The sequence below is a fragment of the Candidatus Peribacteraceae bacterium genome (genome assembly GCA_041661065.1).
Taxonomy (GTDB): Bacteria; Patescibacteriota; Gracilibacteria; order Peribacterales; family Peribacteraceae; genus CAIKAD01.
Window position 1 is genome coordinate 393,212 of record JBAZVD010000001.1, and the last position, 14,561, is coordinate 407,772.

The 14,561-nt window shown below is 61.9% G+C and carries 15 protein-coding genes; 11 read left to right on the forward strand and 4 right to left on the reverse strand.

Annotated elements, in window-relative coordinates; all coding sequences use genetic code 11:
• Nucleotides 1-139 precede the first annotated feature (139 nt).
• The 6 genes from recA (at nt 140) to WC698_01770 (ending at nt 7,058) form a co-directional block, all read left to right on the forward strand.
• Complete coding sequence (gene recA / locus WC698_01745; protein MFA6038968.1) at nt 140-1,186, forward strand: recombinase RecA; 1,047 nt, start codon at nt 140-142, stop codon at nt 1,184-1,186.
• 302 nt (nt 1,187-1,488) lie between these two features.
• The gene (locus WC698_01750) at nt 1,489-2,013 is read left to right on the forward strand and encodes an NUDIX hydrolase (GenBank protein ID MFA6038969.1); all 525 of its coding nucleotides are present in this window, start codon (nt 1,489-1,491) and stop codon (nt 2,011-2,013) included.
• A gap of 209 nt (nt 2,014-2,222) precedes the next feature.
• Nucleotides 2,223-3,629, forward strand: a complete 1,407-nt coding sequence (gene dnaB, locus WC698_01755) for a replicative DNA helicase (GenBank protein ID MFA6038970.1) — start codon at nt 2,223-2,225, stop codon at nt 3,627-3,629.
• Nucleotides 3,630-3,814: 185 nt separating this feature from the next.
• The gene (gene mraY, locus WC698_01760; GenBank protein ID MFA6038971.1) at nt 3,815-4,873 is read left to right on the forward strand and encodes a phospho-N-acetylmuramoyl-pentapeptide-transferase; all 1,059 of its coding nucleotides are present in this window, start codon (nt 3,815-3,817) and stop codon (nt 4,871-4,873) included.
• A gap of 78 nt (nt 4,874-4,951) precedes the next feature.
• Nucleotides 4,952-5,965 carry a type I glyceraldehyde-3-phosphate dehydrogenase gene (gene gap / locus WC698_01765; protein ID MFA6038972.1) on the forward strand — a complete coding sequence of 338 codons (1,014 nt, stop codon included), beginning with the start codon at nt 4,952-4,954 and terminating at the stop codon, nt 5,963-5,965.
• Nucleotides 5,966-6,110: 145 nt separating this feature from the next.
• The gene (locus tag WC698_01770) at nt 6,111-7,058 is read left to right on the forward strand and encodes a class 1 fructose-bisphosphatase (protein ID MFA6038973.1); all 948 of its coding nucleotides are present in this window, start codon (nt 6,111-6,113) and stop codon (nt 7,056-7,058) included.
• An 89-nt stretch (nt 7,059-7,147) separates the two neighbouring features.
• On the opposite strand, the gene WC698_01775 is transcribed toward WC698_01770, so the two are convergent.
• Nucleotides 7,148-7,453 carry a hypothetical protein gene (locus tag WC698_01775; GenBank protein ID MFA6038974.1) on the reverse strand — a complete coding sequence of 102 codons (306 nt, stop codon included), beginning with the start codon at nt 7,451-7,453 and terminating at the stop codon, nt 7,148-7,150.
• A 147-nt stretch (nt 7,454-7,600) separates the two neighbouring features.
• Complete coding sequence (locus WC698_01780; GenBank protein MFA6038975.1) at nt 7,601-8,182, reverse strand: hypothetical protein; 582 nt, start codon at nt 8,180-8,182, stop codon at nt 7,601-7,603.
• Nucleotides 8,183-8,236: 54 nt separating this feature from the next.
• Between WC698_01780 and WC698_01785 the strand changes: the two genes are divergently transcribed.
• Together WC698_01785 and WC698_01790 are read left to right on the forward strand one after the other, a co-directional pair.
• Nucleotides 8,237-9,295: a glycosyltransferase family 1 protein gene (locus WC698_01785; GenBank protein MFA6038976.1), complete on the forward strand. Its 1,059-nt coding sequence runs from the start codon at nt 8,237-8,239 to the stop codon at nt 9,293-9,295.
• A gap of 36 nt (nt 9,296-9,331) precedes the next feature.
• Nucleotides 9,332-10,222 carry an NAD(+)/NADH kinase gene (locus WC698_01790; GenBank protein ID MFA6038977.1) on the forward strand — a complete coding sequence of 297 codons (891 nt, stop codon included), beginning with the start codon at nt 9,332-9,334 and terminating at the stop codon, nt 10,220-10,222.
• 94 nt (nt 10,223-10,316) lie between these two features.
• On the opposite strand, the gene WC698_01795 is transcribed toward WC698_01790, so the two are convergent.
• Nucleotides 10,317-11,567, reverse strand: coding sequence for an adenylosuccinate synthase (locus WC698_01795; protein MFA6038978.1), 1,251 nt, complete (start codon nt 11,565-11,567; stop codon nt 10,317-10,319).
• Between the two features lie 70 nt (nt 11,568-11,637).
• Entirely contained in the window at nt 11,638-12,423 is a 786-nt protein-coding gene (gene prmC / locus WC698_01800) for a peptide chain release factor N(5)-glutamine methyltransferase (GenBank protein MFA6038979.1), read from the reverse strand.
• A gap of 118 nt (nt 12,424-12,541) precedes the next feature.
• On the opposite strand from prmC, the gene WC698_01805 reads away from it, so the two are divergent.
• The 3 genes from WC698_01805 to rpsP all read left to right on the forward strand — a co-directional run bounded on the left by WC698_01805 (nt 12,542) and on the right by rpsP (nt 14,433).
• Nucleotides 12,542-13,606 carry a glycosyltransferase family 1 protein gene (locus tag WC698_01805; GenBank protein ID MFA6038980.1) on the forward strand — a complete coding sequence of 355 codons (1,065 nt, stop codon included), beginning with the start codon at nt 12,542-12,544 and terminating at the stop codon, nt 13,604-13,606.
• Nucleotides 13,607-13,715: 109 nt separating this feature from the next.
• Nucleotides 13,716-14,024, forward strand: a complete 309-nt coding sequence (locus WC698_01810) for a DciA family protein (protein ID MFA6038981.1) — start codon at nt 13,716-13,718, stop codon at nt 14,022-14,024.
• Nucleotides 14,025-14,082: 58 nt separating this feature from the next.
• Nucleotides 14,083-14,433, forward strand: coding sequence for a 30S ribosomal protein S16 (gene rpsP, locus WC698_01815; GenBank protein MFA6038982.1), 351 nt, complete (start codon nt 14,083-14,085; stop codon nt 14,431-14,433).
• The last annotated feature ends 128 nt before the right edge of the window (nt 14,434-14,561 follow it).

Genomic DNA, 14,561 nt, shown 5'->3' on the forward strand with positions numbered 1-14,561 from the left:
GCCGTTTCCTCCTTCACTTCCAGCAAAACGCCGTGTCCTCCTCCCTTTCCCTTCTCCCTCCTTTCTCTCTTTCTTCCCCTCTTCTATCATGACGAAAGCATCCCTTCTTACGTCAGGGCAAGCTTCCCCCTCTAAAACTATGGAGCCTTCCGCGCAGAAGAAGACCCAGAAGCAAGATCCCGCATCGTTGAAATTCGATGCCGTAAAGAACGCCCTCTCCGAGATCAAGAAGAAGTACGGCGACGGAGCCATCATGAACATGGGTGATGTCCCCGTCACCAGCATCCCGCGCGTATCCTCCGGTTCGCTCTCCCTGGACATTGCGCTGGGAGGAGGCGTGCCGCTGGGGCGCATCATCGAGATCTACGGCCCCGAGTCCTCGGGAAAGACCACGCTGGCGCTCCACTGCATCAGCGAGGTGCAGAAGAAGGGCGGGCGCGCGGCGTTCATTGATGCCGAGCATGCGCTGGACGTGACGTACGCCAAGAAGATCGGCGTGGACATAGACAACCTCCTCGTTTCGCAGCCGGATGACGGCGAGCAGGCGCTGGAGATCTGCGAGACGCTCGTCCGTTCGGGCGGCATCGAAGTGATCGTTGTTGATTCCGTGGCGGCCCTCACGCCCCGCGCGGAGATCGAGGGCATGATGGGAGATTCGCACATGGGGCTGCAAGCGCGTCTCATGAGCCAAGCGTTACGGAAACTGACGGCCATCGTCTCTAAGACCAACTGCTCCGTGATCTTCATCAACCAATTGCGCATGAAGATCGGCGTCATGTTCGGCAACCCGGAGACCACCACGGGCGGCAACGCGCTCAAGTTCTACGCTTCCCTCCGTCTGGACGTGCGCCGCATCGACAAAGTGCTGGAGAAGAACGGCAAGGAGGGCCCGGAAGGCCAGGAGATCGTGGGGAACCGCACGCGCGTGAAGGTGGTGAAGAACAAGGTTGCACCTCCCTTCCGCCAGGCGGAGTTCGACATCCTCTACGCCGTAGGCATCAGCAAGGTGGGCGAGCTGCTCGACCTGGGCGTCAAATACAACATCCTGGAAAAGGCCGGCGCATTCTTCCGCTACGGCGAGGAGACCATCGGGCAGGGGCGGGAACAGGCGCGGCTCTTCCTCACGCAGAACCCCAAGCTGATGAAGGAGGTGGAGGAGAAGATCCGCACGGCGGCAAGCGTATGAGGGGAAAGGCTGCTTGATCACTTTTTCAGACCTTAAGGAATGGGGGGATTTGAGCGAGCGACCGCTCAAGTGGAACGGGACAACATTATGGGAGGGACCATACTGAGGGGCGCCTGGGCGCTCCTCCCCTTCCAGATTTCGCTTCGCGAAAGCTGCCCACCGTAGTCCGCCACGGCGGACGAAGGCGGGCTGTTGTGCGTTCTCTCCCAGGCCGGTGTATTGTTCCCATTGAAATTGAATGGAGCGGGGCCCGCGCCTTCGGACGGTTATTCAATGACTTCGTGAAAGCGTATTCTTGAATCATGAATACTCTCCTTTCGTCTCAAGAGCTCTTCTCCGGCCACGGATGGAAGATCACCTTGGATTCCGCGCCGTTGCCGGACGGACGGGTGAAGGAGGCGGGAAGGGGGCACAGGCCGGACGTGGTGCATATTCTTGCATTTCCCACGGCAACGACCGTTCTCATGCTCAGGGAATTCCGCCCGTTCTACGGCAAGTACCTCTGGCTGATTCCCAGCGGCAAAGTAAATAAGGAAACGGATCCGCTGGCGGCTGCCCAGCGTGAATTGCAGGAAGAGTCCGGATTCCGGTCGGAAGAATTGGTGTTCTACTGCTTGGCGCGCCACACCGATAACTTGGAATCCAGGAATTACATCTACACTGCCCGGAAACTCGTCAAAGATCCGCTACCTCAAGACAAGAACGAGCTCATCGAAGTTCACGAGATGCCGCTCGACGACGCACTGCAGAAAGTCCTCTCCGATGAGTTTGCGCACCTCGCTACGGCGTATGCGCTTCTGCGGTATGCGCGTGAGCACCGAGTGTGAAGAACGGCCAAAGATAATAAGACAACCAAGAAAGGCAACAGGCAAGAGCAAGAATTCCTTGGTTTCTTCGGTTTCCTTGGTTTCCTTTCCACGGACTATCCACAATCCCCCCACGCACCAGAGAAGGAAACGCTTCCATACGCCAGAAGAGTTCATTGCCCGCGCCGGAGGCGACCCTACAATGAACCCCCTCCCCTCCCGAACCGGATATGGTACAGACGCTCACCGCCCCTCCCGCCGCGGCACGAACGGTAACGCCCATCGAAGCGCAGCCGCATTCCCTGGAAGCGGAGCGGACGGTGCTGGGGGCGCTGCTGCTGGACCCGGAGGCCATTGTGAAAGTAAGCGACCTCCTGGTTCCGGACGATTTTTACGATCCCGTCCACCGCCTCATCTACAAGGCCATTGCGGACCTGTTCCAGCAGCACGAGCCCATCGATTTCATCACGGTCACGAGCAAGCTGTCGGACGTCAAGAAGGTCCAGGATATCGGCGGGAGCGCCTTCTTGGCGGAGATGGCTTCCGCGGTGCCCACCTCCTCGCACGTCTACCAGTACGCCCAAATCGTCAAAACCAAAGCGGTGCACCGGCGCATCATAGAAGCCGGGCAGAAGATTTCGGGGTTGGGGTTCGATGTGGAACGACCGGTGGCGGATCTCCTCGACGAGGTGGAGAGGACGGTCTTCGCCATCACCAACACGTTCCTCAAGGAGAAGTTCATGCACATCCGGGAAGTGCTGGGCATGCGCTACGAGAAGTTCGCGGAACTGCACGAGGCGAAGGATGACGAGCACGTCAAAGGCGTCCCCACCGGCTTCCACGCCCTGGATTACAAGCTCTCCGGCTTCCAGCCCTCAGATCTCATCGTCCTCGCCGCGCGCCCCAGTATGGGGAAGACGAGTTTGGCGCTCAATATCGCCATGAACGCCGCCATACGCGGGCACAAGACCGTGGGCATCTTCTCCTTGGAAATGAGCAAGGAGCAGCTCGTGGACCGTCTCTTCGCCTCCATGCTCGGCGTGGATTCCTGGAAGCTCCAGCGCGGCAAGCTGGATGACAGCGACTTCCAGAACATGGGGCCCATCATGGACGAGTTGAACAAGGCGAACATCTTCATCGATGACTCCGTCGCCTCCTCCCTGCCGGAACTGCGCGCCAAGGCGCGGCGCCTGCAGATGGAGCACGGGCTGGACCTGCTCATCATCGACTATTTGCAGCTCATGAGCACGGGCAACGCGAGCTACGCCGGCAACCGCGTGCAGGAAATTTCGGAGATATCCCGCGCCCTCAAGCAGATCGGGCGCGAGATCCATGTGCCGGTCCTCGCCCTCTCCCAGCTCTCCCGCGCCGTGGAAACGCGTCCCGGCAACATCCCCCAGCTCTCCGACCTCCGCGATTCCGGCTCCATCGAGCAGGATGCCGACGTGGTGCTCATGATGTACCGCGAGGACTACTACGAGGAAGACAGCTCCCGTCCCGGCATGACGGACATCTACATCCGCAAGCACCGCAACGGGCCCACCGGCCGCGTGGAGCTGATGTTCAAGAAGGAGCAGATGCGGTTCTATGATGTGGATAAAGCACATAGTTCCGCGCGGGATACTACTGATGAATGACCGTCGCAGGATGCCGAGGATGCCGACGATTCCAAGGATGAAATGCTTCTGCAAACGCAGATTTGGATCCTGACAATCTTCGGGCTCTCCTCTCGGCCTTGAGCTCGAGGCCGAAGGGTCGGAATCCTCGGCATCATTCCTAAACATCCCTTCACGCAATCCCACTCCACGGGTACGCTTTTCCCATGCCTCTTGACCTCCCTGTCCGACCGGAGCTTTCGGTCGCGGCCCTTCTCGGTTACGCCGCGTTCGCTTTCATCATCGGCCTTTCGCTCACGCCTTCCTTCGTCAGTTTCCTCAAGAGGAACCGCATGGGGAAGCAGCTGCGCGTGGAAACCATGGACGGCCGGGATCCCGCCATCTTCCGCACCTACCACGAGAAGAAGCAGGGAACGCCCACCATGGGCGGTATCCTCATCTGGGGGGCCATCATCCTCACGGTGTTGTTCTCCCGCTTCCTCTCCTTCACGGGAGCGGTACCCAATTCCCTCCTCCAGCGCGGCCAGGTGTACCTGCCGCTCTTCGTGCTCATTGCGCTGGGGATCCTCGGAGGAGTGGATGACTACCTCAACATCACGGGCGTGGGAAAGAAGCGCGGGCTGGACGTGCTGCCCAAGATCGCTTCCCTTCTCCTCATCAGCGGCATCGGCGCGCTATGGTTCTACTTCAAGCTGGACTACAACCAGATCCACGTGCCGTTTCTCGGGGACGTGGGGGTGGGCTGGTGGTACATCCCCATCTTCATGTTCATCATCGTGGGTACCGCCAATGCCGTGAACTTCACGGACGGCCTGGACGGTCTGGCGGGGGGGCTCCTCGTCATCGCCTTCGGCGCCTTCGGGGTGCTGGCGTACGTCGAAGGGCTGTTCGTCCTGGCGGGCTTCTGCGCCGTGACGGCGGGGGCCATTGCGGCGTTCCTGTGGCACAATGTCCCGCCGGCGCTGTTCTTCATGGGGGATACGGGGGCGCTCGCTTTGGGGGGCGCATTGGGCGTGATCGCCATGATGCTTGACCAAGTGCTTGTGCTGCCGTTCATCGGCTTCATCTTCGTCATCGAAATGCTCTCCGTTATCATCCAGCTCGCGAGCAAGAAGCTGCGTGGCGGCAAGAAAGTGTTCCTTGCGGCGCCCATCCATCACCACTTCGAGGCGCTGGGTTGGGGGGAGAGCAAGGTCACAATGCGCATGTGGATCATCGGGGCGTTCCTCGCATTTTTCGGCATCGTGGTGGGGATATTCGGCTAATGAAGAATGTAGAATGAAGAATGTAAAATGACGAATGTCATTTCCTCAGGATCAAGCTTGGTATGATAGAATCCAAGCATGCTCAAAATAGCCATCAACGGATACGGACGGATCGGCCGGGTTGTGCATCGGCAGTTAGTGGAACGGTTTGCGGATGAAGTCGAGGTCGTGGCCGTGAATGCGTCGAGCGATGCCGCCATGCGGACGTACCTCCTCAAGTACGATTCCCTCCACGGCCGCTTCGGCAGAAAGGTGGAAGCGGACGGCGACAACCTTGTGGTGGAGGGGAAGGCGGTGCGCGTGGTGAAGGAGCGCGATCCCTCCCGATGCCCTTGGAAGGAACTCAAGGTGGATCTGGTCGTGGAAGCGACCGGAAAGTTCCGCACGAAGGACAAGGCGCAGGGGCACCTGGAGGCCGGCGCGCGCGCCGTCATCATCACCGCCCCGCCCAAGGACGATACCGTGATGATCGTCCGCGGCGTGAATGATGCCGCCTTGGAAGGGGCGTTGCCCATCGTGAGCGCGGCATCCTGCACCACCAACTGCATCGCGCCGGTGGTCAAAGTGCTGGACGAACGGCTCGGCATCAAGCGCGGCCTCATGTGCACGACGCACGCGTACACCTCTTCGCAGAACCTCCTCGACAATTCCTCCGACAGCTCAAAGCTGCGCATCGCGCGCGCCGCGGCGCTCAACATCATCCCATCCACCACCGGTGCCGCGAAAGCAGTGGGCAAGGTGTTCCCCCACCTGGCGGGAAAGCTGGATGGCATGGCTCTGCGTATCCCGGTGCCGGATGTCTCCGCCTCGTACCTCGTGCTGGAGGTCGCCAAAGGAACGACGGCCGCACAGGTCAACGGCTACCTGCGCGAAGCCGCCGAGGGGGAGCTGAACGGCATCTTGGGCGTGGAGGAAGGCTTGCTCGTGTCGTCGGATTACGTCTCCGACCCCCATTCCTCCACCGTGGACCTGGAGTCCACGAATGTGGTGGAAGGCACGCTGGTTCAGCTCCTTGCGTGGTACGACAACGAGTGGGGCTATGCGATGCGGGTGACGGAGCTGGCGATGGAAGTGGGGAAACTGCTGCGATGATTCCGAGGATTCCGACGATTCCGAGGATGGTCTTCGATAGACGCAGCACGTTTGATAGGTTCTCTTCGTCGGAATCGTCGGCAACGTCGGAATCCTCTCTCCAGACGATATTTTGCAGTGGAAAGCTCCATGCTATGCTCTTCCCATGCCCTCCACGCCCTACTGCCCCATTCCGGAGAGGATCTCGCTCAACGCCCACCTCTTCCGCGCCAAGGCGCCCGAACTCCTTCGCCACCTCATCAACGACATCTCCCGCGCAACGAAGTACATCCACTACGCCATCCGCACCACGGAAGCGGGGCTCGCGGGCACCCAGAACCAGTTCGGGGAGGAGCAGGTGAAGCTGGACGTGCTGAGCGACGAGATTATCCGGCAGCACCTGTGCGAGAACCAGATGGTGGCGAGCTTCTCCTCGGAGGAGATGGAGAACGTCATTGAACTGGATCCCCATGCCCCCTACTCCGTGGTCTACGACCCGCTCGACGGCTCTTCGCTCGTGGATGCCAACTTCGCCATCGGTTCCATCTTCGGCATCTACGGCGGCAAGGAGATCATCAACCGCAAGCCGCGGGAACAGGTGGGCGCTCTCTACGTCCTCTACGGGCCCCGCACAATCCTCGTCTACTCCATCGGCCAGGGCGTGCATGAATTCATCCTCAATGACGTGGGGGAATTCATTCTCCTGCGGGAGAATCTGGGGGTGGCGGACAAAGCGAAGAACTACAGCCCCGGCAACCTGCGCGCCGTGACGGACACGCCCGCCTACCGCGAGATGATGAACCTGTGGTTGGATGAGAAGCTCACGCTGCGCTACTCCGGCTGCATGGTGGCCGACGTCCACCACATCATCAGCAAGGGGCAGGGCGTCTTCGCGAACATCGGGGGGTCGCAGTATCCCGAGGGAAAACTGCGACTCACCTTCGAGTGCGGGCCGTTCTCGTACCTCATGGAGCAGGCGGGAGGGGCGTCATCGAACGGCACGGACCCCATCCTCGATGTCCGCATACGGGAAACCGACCAGCGCACGCCCATCATCATCGGGTCGAAGGACGAGGTCGAACGCGTGTGCAGGGTATTAGGGAAACAACGATGAGAAGATTCCGAGGATTCCGACGATTTCGAAGAATATGAGGATCAATGTGCGGTAACGTTCACGCCGGTACTCCTTCACCCTCGGCATCTTCAGTCCCAAAACGCCTCCTTCGCCGCGCGCTGCATCGCGTCATCGAGCGGCATGTTTCCCTCCGTCTTCTTGAGCTTTCCCTCCAGCTGGTACACGCGCTTCATGGATTTGTAGGTGCCCCACGGGTAGTACCGCTTGCGCCGCGGCCCCTTCCGCTTCTGTTCCGTTTCCCCCTCCGGCATGAGTTTGGGTTTGGGGTTGCCCGCACGGCTCCATTCCAAGAGGCCGACGACCGTGCGGGTGTCGGGATCCACGTAGACGAGGTCTTCGTCCTTGTAGGCTGTTGGAACGGAAGGTTCATCCATACGGCACTATAGTACTGGGGGAAGGACCAAATCCCAAGCACCAATGACCAAAATGGGAGCACAAAATCCCAAGTACCAATGAACAAAGAAACTGAAGGTACAAAGGCATTGGACCTTGGTCCTTGGTCATTGGTCATTGGTACTTCGTCACGGGTACATCCTGTGTTCCTCCGGCGCGGGGGGCGGGGGAGGAGGAGGGGGCGGAGGGGCGACGAACAATTCGGATTTCTCGCCCCGGGTCGGCTTGTCTTCGGGATGGTGGAAGAGCTCCTCCGCCTGCGCTTTCCGCTGTTCCTGGAGGCGCAGGAACGCGTAGAGGAGGGAGACGAGGCACCCGATGAGCGTCACGTAGACGCCGAAGCGGATCTCCATGCGGGTGAATTCGAAGGTGACGTTCATGAGTACGGAGAGCGCGGCGATGATGAGGAGGGTGGCGGCGCCCGCAAGGCACAAGCGGACGATCTCGCGGTGGCGCCGCCGGATGAGCACCGGGCCGCCCAGCAGGGGGACGATGGAAACGATGAGCAGCACCAGGAGGAGCAGGAAGATGAGGTACCCCATGGTGGAGGTATAGAAGCCGAAACCCGTAAAAACCTCGCGTTCCCCGTCCACTCCCTCGCCGCTGATCCATGGCAGGAACATGCCTATACAGCCCACCAGGGCCCCTCCGTTGAGGATCTGCTCCTCCGTTTCCAGGCTCACGAAGCCGCGTAGGATGCGTGAAGGCATAGAGGTAGGGTATCATTGACACCTCCTTCTGCGCCAGCGTGGAGGGAGACTTCTATGCGCATAGCGATTGACGTCCGCGAGGCATGCAAGCCCAAACGCACCGGCAAGGGGCAGTGGGTCCATGGCCTCATGCGCGAACTGGTGCAACGCAACATCCCCCTCGTCGCCTACACCGACACACCCCTCCCCTCCGTCTTCCGCGGGAAGAACGTACGCGTGGTGCGGTTCGGGGTGCGGGGATGGCGCTGGCACCTTGCCGCCGCGCGGCGGCTGCGCACGGTGAAGGACGCGGACGTCTACCTCAGCCCCACGAGCTACATCGTCCCCGCCCTGCTCAAGGGCGCGTTCCCCGTCGTTCCCGTCGTGCACGACATCATCGCCTTCAAGGACAAGACGCACGAGAAGCGCGCCTCGTTCATCGAGCGCCTGACGCTGGGGAGGGCGGTAAAGGGCGCGGCGCACCTCTGCACCGTGAGCGCCGCCACCAAGAGGGACCTGCTGGAGCGGTATCCCTCCCTGGATGCCCGCAGCGTCACCGGTATCTACGCGGGTCCCATGCGCGCCACCCCTCCCGCCAATACCCCCGACGGCAAGACCATCCTCTGCGTGGGCACCCTCTCGCCGCGCAAGAACCAGAAGCGGCTCGTGGACGCCTACGCGCAGCTTCCCCAGGGCCTTCGGGAGCAGTACCGCCTCGTGCTCGTGGGGGGGAGGGGGTGGAAGGATGCGGACATACTGGAAGCCGCATCCAAGCTTCCGGGCGTGGAGTGGAGGGATTACGTGCAGGAGAAGGAGTACGAGGAGTTGTTGCAATCCTGCACCCTGTTCGCCCTTCCCTCCCTGTACGAAGGGTTCGGCATGCAGCTCCTCGATGCGCTCCAGCGTGGGATCCCCATCCTCACGTCCGGCAACGGGAGCCTGCGCGAAGTGTGCGGCAATGCGGCGCACTACGTGGATCCCTGCAGCGTCCCGTCCATCACGGAGGGCTTGCGGCTCCTCCTCACGCAGGACCGCCTGCGGTTCGACTTGCGCCAGCGTGCGCTGGTGCAATCGCACACGTTCAGCTGGAGCAGAACGGCGGACTTGCTGCTCGAGGTTCTCCGGAAGCTCTGAACGCGGGCGGGGGGGCGTGTGTGGTATCATTGACGTATGCTGAAGTACCGGCGCGTCGGCGTTACGGCGAAGAGCGATCTGGGGGATCGGGATGCGGTTGTGTCCGCCGTACTGGAGATCTTGCGCGCGGAAGGCGCGGAGGTGTGTTTCGACGCCAAGCGGATGAAGGGGTTGCCGAGCGCCGCCCGCGTCCCCACGTTCGCGAACGAGAAGGAGCTGGACCTGATCGTGGTGATCGGGGGGGACGGCACCATCCTCCGCACGGTGCGGGAACTGAAGGACTTCTCCATCCCCATCCTCAGCGTCAACCGCGGCGCCATCGGCTTCCTGGCGGAATTGACGGTGGAGGAAGCCCCCGCCTACCTCCCTCCCTTCCTGCACGGGGAAGGGGTGCTGGAGGAACGCAGCCTCCTCCTCATAACGGGGTACCACCGGGACGGGGAGGAGTTCGTGCGCAGCCACGTGCTCAACGAGGCGGTGATCTCGCAGGGGAGCATCGCGCGCCTCATGAACCTGCGCGCATCGGTGAACGGGGAGGACCTCACCATGTTCCGCGCCGACGGTCTCATCATCTCCACCCCCACCGGTTCCACGGCGTACTCCCTCGCCGCGGGCGGTCCCATTGTCCATCCCGGGCTCACCGCCACCATCCTCACGCCCATCAATTCCCACACGTTCACGCAGAAGCCCATCGTCATCCCCAGCGACCAGGAAGTGGAAGTGGAAGTGCTGAGCAAGGAGAACAAGTTCGGGGATATCGAAGTGAGCCTCACGCTCGACGGGCAGGTGTTCAACGTCCTGCAGCGGTACGACCGCGTACGCGTCTCGTGCCATCCCGGCACCGTCAAATTCCTGCGCCGGAAACAGGATACGTTCTACGCGACCTTGAGGAAGAAATTGAAGTGGGGGGAAGTGCCGACGGATTGAGGATACCGATGATTCCGAGGATTCCGAGGATGCCGAACTACCGGGGTTTATCGCAGTGATGCTTTCTTCGGAATCGTCGGCAACGTCGGCATCCTCATCGGATGATCATCTGCTCCCTCCCCGGGCCCGTCCCGATGAGTGAGGCGGGAATGCCGGTATTCTTTTCGATGAAGCGGACATAGGCTTGCGCGTTCGGCGGCAGGGAATCGAAAGATGTGACACCGACCGTGGACGCCTTCCATCCCGGCAATTCCTCCAAGAGCGCTTTCCCTCCCTTCTCCTCCGTTCCGACGGGGATGGTTTCTTCCTCGTCCAGCACGTCGAGCTTCGTGATGTTCCAGTGCGTGAATCCGTTCAGGCGCGCGCTGCGCCGGAGGTCCGGAAGGGAGAGCCACCCGCAGCGGCGCGGCCTGCCCGTAGTGGCGCCGTACTCCCCTCCCCTCTCCCGCAGTCGGTCGGCCGTTGTTCCTTGCGCTTCCGTGGGGAAGGCACCCTCCCCCACGCGCGTGCAGTACGCCTTGGCGACGCCGATGCAGGAGGTGAGGACGCGGGGCGGCAAGCCGAGGCCGTGGAGGGCGCCCGCCACCGTCGTCTGGCTGCTCGTCACGTAGGGGTAGGTGCCGTGGTCGATGTCGAGGAGCGACGCTTGCGCGCCTTCGATGAGCACGCTCTTCCCTTGGTCCAGGAGGTCATGGAGGAAAGAGACGGGGCGTATGCCCTTGCCGATGACCTTCGCGGCTTCCATGAGGTTATTCGCTTCCTCCTCCACGTCCACGTCCACGCCGTACATGTGTGCCGCCGTCTCTTTCCGCCACAGGAGGTCGCTGCGCAGCGCTTCGGCGGAACGGGAAAAGGCAAGCACGTCGCCCAGCCGCATGCCCGTGCGCGCGGCTTTTTCCACGTACGCGGGTCCGATCCCGCGCTTCGTGGTCCCGATCTTCCCGCCGGACTTCTTGGCGCGGCGTTCCTCCATCACGCCGTCCACGTCCTTGTGGTACTCGAAGACCACGTGTGCCTCCTCCGAGAGGAACAAGCGGGGGACGATGTCGATGTCCGCGTCCCGCAGCGTCCGGATTTCCTCCAGGAGCGTGGGGAGGTGGATCACCATCCCGGAACCCAAGAATACCGGCTTCCCCTCGTGCAGGCTGCCTGCCGGCAACAGGTGGAACACGTGCTTCTTCCCGTTGACCACGATCGTGTGGCCGGCATTCGCACCGCCGCAGGCCCGCGCGATCACGTCGAAGCGCCCCGCCAGGATGTCCACCACTTTCCCCTTTCCCTCATCGCCCCACTGCGCGCCGATGACGGCGCAGACGCGTCCGAGGGAGGGGAGGAGATTCTGCATGGATTTACCTTAGCATGAGCGGAAGGCCTTGGAACAGAGGACTTGGGACGAAGGAAGAACGGATGAAGGCCTACAGTGTTTGCGCCTGTTCCGCCTCGCACTCGAGGACGAATCCGCTGCAAGCGGGATGCGCCTTGGCCGCCTTCAGGAGCGGCCGGATCACCTCCATCCCGTCCGGTCCGGCGAACACGGCCGCGTGCGGCTCAAAATCCGTGATGTCCCGGGGGAGCGTCCGGTCACTCCGTACGTAGGGGGGGTTGGAGACGAGCAGGAAGGGCCGGGTGAGATCGCGGACGGGGTCGAGCAGCGACCCTTGGCGGAAGCTGATGCGGCCGGCCACACCGTGGCGGTCGGCGTTCTTGCGTGCCACCGCGAGCGCATTCTCGCTGATGTCCGTGGCGATGACCGACAAGTCCGGGCGCTCCAGCGCAAGCGTGACGGCGATGGCGCCGCTGCCGGTCCCCACGTCCACCACGGTCGTCACTTCCCCTGCGCGGAACACGCGGCTCACGGCCACGATGCCGGCATCGGTGGGGACGACGGCATCCGTGGGGGCATGGAGGAAAGCCAGTGCGACGTCAACGAGGCCCTCCGTCGCGGGACGCGGGACGAGAACCCGCCTGTCCACGATGAACGGCCGCGCGTAGAACTCCTTTTCTCCGATGATGTAGACGATGGGCTCGCGCTTCAAGCGCCGTTGCTCCCACGCCGCCCATGTTTCCCGTTCCGCTTCCGTCACTTCCCGTTCCGGATGGGCCATGATCCACGTGCGGTTTTTTTGGAACAGCGCGGCGAGCAAAATTTCCGCGTCGCTGCGGTGGAGTACTGTTTCCCGGAGGAGGTCCTGAATGCGCATGAGAAGTTCCCTATTGTTATAGTCTTATATTGCTGTAGTGTTCGCAAGCGAGAACGCCCGTAGGATGCATGCAAACAAGAGAACACTATAGCAATATAACCGTTGCCAAGTTTTCTTCATGGAGAGCACACCGCGCGTCATCATCGATTGCCGCTTCGCCCATCTCCCCGTGGGGATCGGGCGCTATACGCGCGAAATCGTTTCGCACCTCGTGCGGAAAGACGGGGCCATGCGGTATGTCCTCATCGTCTTGCCGGAGGGGGAACAGTGGGCGCGGTCCCTTTCCTCCTGCCAAACGGTTGTCGCGCGGGCGAAGCACTACTCGTTCCGCGAGCAGTGGGAACTCCCCCGGTTGATCCGGAATGCGGGGGGGGACCTCCTCTTCGTCCCGCACTTCAATGCGCCGCTCCGCTGTCCCGTCCCCTTCGTCGTCACGGTCCACGACCTCATCCTCCACCGCTACCCCAACGGCGCATCGCCTCTCCGGCGCATCGCCTACCGCTTCCTCTTCGCGCAGGCGCTTCGGCGCGCTTCCCGCATCATTGCCGTGAGCGCGTTCACCGCGGGGGAACTCCGTTCGTTGTACGGGGAACAGGTGGCGGACAAGACGGCCGTGGTCCGCGAAGGCGTGGCCGGGGCGTTCCACCGGAGGGGGGAAGAAGAACAGGAAGCCGTGCTGAAACGGTACGGCATCCGCAAGCCGTTCTTCCTGTATGTCGGGAATGCGAAGGAGCACAAGAACGTCCCCCTCCTCCTCGATGCCTTCGCGCGCCTCTCCCCCACCCCTTCTTCCCTCGTGCTCGTCCTGGCGGGGCCGGAGGCCGGGAGGATACGCGTGCGTGAGGGCGTGATGGTGCTGCCCGGCGTCCCCGACGAGCACCTGCCCGCCCTCTATTCCGCGGCGGACGCATTCGTCACCGCAACGCGCTACGAAGGGTTCGGCTTGCCCGTCGCCGAAGCGGCGGCATGCGGCTGCCCCGTCATCGCCGCGAACGCGGGAGCCATTCCGGAAGCGGCGCCGGAGGGAACCGTCCTCCTGCCCCACACGGTGGATGCGTTCACGCAGGCGATGAGGAACCCGCCGGCCGCTCTTCCGCCGCGGATGCTGTCGTGGGAGGCGGCGGCGGAAGAGACAGGACGTGTACTGCTGGATGTCATACGTAGTTCGTTCCTTGCACAATGACCAAATCCCAAGTACCAATGACCAATAGTTTGGTCATTGGATGTTGGTCATTGGTCATTACCCGTTCAACACTCTCCATCTACGCTCTACACTACCATCACCTCTCCCCATGGACTCCCTTAAATCCATCCTTCCCAAGGTCCTGCGCAAGCGCGGGCTGCATGCGCACGCCGTGGCGAGCATGGTGACGTACCGGTCGCAGAAGTGGCTCAAGGAGTCCCTTCCCCGGCTCAAGGACGCCATTGCCGTCCATGAACTCTCCGATGCCGTTCTCACCGTGGAATGCGGGAACGGCATCGCGCTCCAGGAATGCCGCTTCCAAATACCCGCGCTCACGGCCTACCTTTCCCGGGAGTGCCCGGAAACACCCATACGGGAAATCCGGGTCATTCGCACGAGCAGGAGAGGGGGCTCTTGACCCAAAAGAAGGCTTGCACTCACTCTTTCCCTTCTTTACACTTCCTTGGCTTTGACGCATGCTAAAAATTCGTCTGCAACGCACCGGCCGTGAGAACATCCCCACCTACCGTCTGGTGGTGGCGGAAAAGCGCGATCCTGTGAAAGGGCGCGCGCAGGAAATCCTCGGCCATTATCTGCCCGCGCGCAAACCCGCCGTGTTCGAGCACAATGACGAGCGGATCCTCTTCTGGATACAGAAGGGCGCCATCCCCAGTGAAACCGTAGCGCGCCTCCTGCGGAAGGCCGGCTTAAAGGACATGGACAAGTTCATCCACACGTACACCAAGAAGAAGAGCAAGAAGGAGCCGGAGGCTGCCGCCGCACCCGCGCCGGCCGCGGCGCCGGCGGCGACCGCCCCGCAAGCGTAATGTATCCCGCATCCATGTCTCATGTCAGAGGTTGTACGGTCTTGGCTTGGTGCTGATCGGGCAGTATTTGTTGTTCCTATCGTCTCATGGGTGCGGGATTCACGTGACAGGGTTGCAAGGGATAGGTA

Bases quoted from the DNA above. Each gene is read 5' to 3' on its own strand.
- rpsP (MFA6038982.1), top strand. From the start codon at position 14,083: ATGCTAAAAATTCGTCTGCAACGCACCGGCCGTGAGAACATCCCCACC.
- gap (MFA6038972.1), top strand. From the start codon at position 4,952: ATGCTCAAAATAGCCATCAACGGATACGGACGGATCGGCCGGGTTGTG.
- WC698_01790 (MFA6038977.1), top strand. From the start codon at position 9,332: ATGCTGAAGTACCGGCGCGTCGGCGTTACGGCGAAGAGCGATCTGGGG.
- WC698_01795 (MFA6038978.1), bottom strand. From the start codon at position 11,567: ATGCAGAATCTCCTCCCCTCCCTCGGACGCGTCTGCGCCGTCATCGGC.
- prmC (MFA6038979.1), bottom strand. From the start codon at position 12,423: ATGCGCATTCAGGACCTCCTCCGGGAAACAGTACTCCACCGCAGCGAC.
- recA (MFA6038968.1), top strand. From the start codon at position 140: ATGGAGCCTTCCGCGCAGAAGAAGACCCAGAAGCAAGATCCCGCATCG.
- WC698_01785 (MFA6038976.1), top strand. From the start codon at position 8,237: ATGCGCATAGCGATTGACGTCCGCGAGGCATGCAAGCCCAAACGCACC.
- WC698_01780 (MFA6038975.1), bottom strand. From the start codon at position 8,182: ATGCCTTCACGCATCCTACGCGGCTTCGTGAGCCTGGAAACGGAGGAG.
- WC698_01810 (MFA6038981.1), top strand. From the start codon at position 13,716: ATGGACTCCCTTAAATCCATCCTTCCCAAGGTCCTGCGCAAGCGCGGG.
- mraY (MFA6038971.1), top strand. From the start codon at position 3,815: ATGCCTCTTGACCTCCCTGTCCGACCGGAGCTTTCGGTCGCGGCCCTT.
- dnaB (MFA6038970.1), top strand. From the start codon at position 2,223: ATGGTACAGACGCTCACCGCCCCTCCCGCCGCGGCACGAACGGTAACG.
- WC698_01770 (MFA6038973.1), top strand. From the start codon at position 6,111: ATGCCCTCCACGCCCTACTGCCCCATTCCGGAGAGGATCTCGCTCAAC.
- WC698_01775 (MFA6038974.1), bottom strand. From the start codon at position 7,453: ATGGATGAACCTTCCGTTCCAACAGCCTACAAGGACGAAGACCTCGTC.
- WC698_01805 (MFA6038980.1), top strand. From the start codon at position 12,542: ATGGAGAGCACACCGCGCGTCATCATCGATTGCCGCTTCGCCCATCTC.
- WC698_01750 (MFA6038969.1), top strand. From the start codon at position 1,489: ATGAATACTCTCCTTTCGTCTCAAGAGCTCTTCTCCGGCCACGGATGG.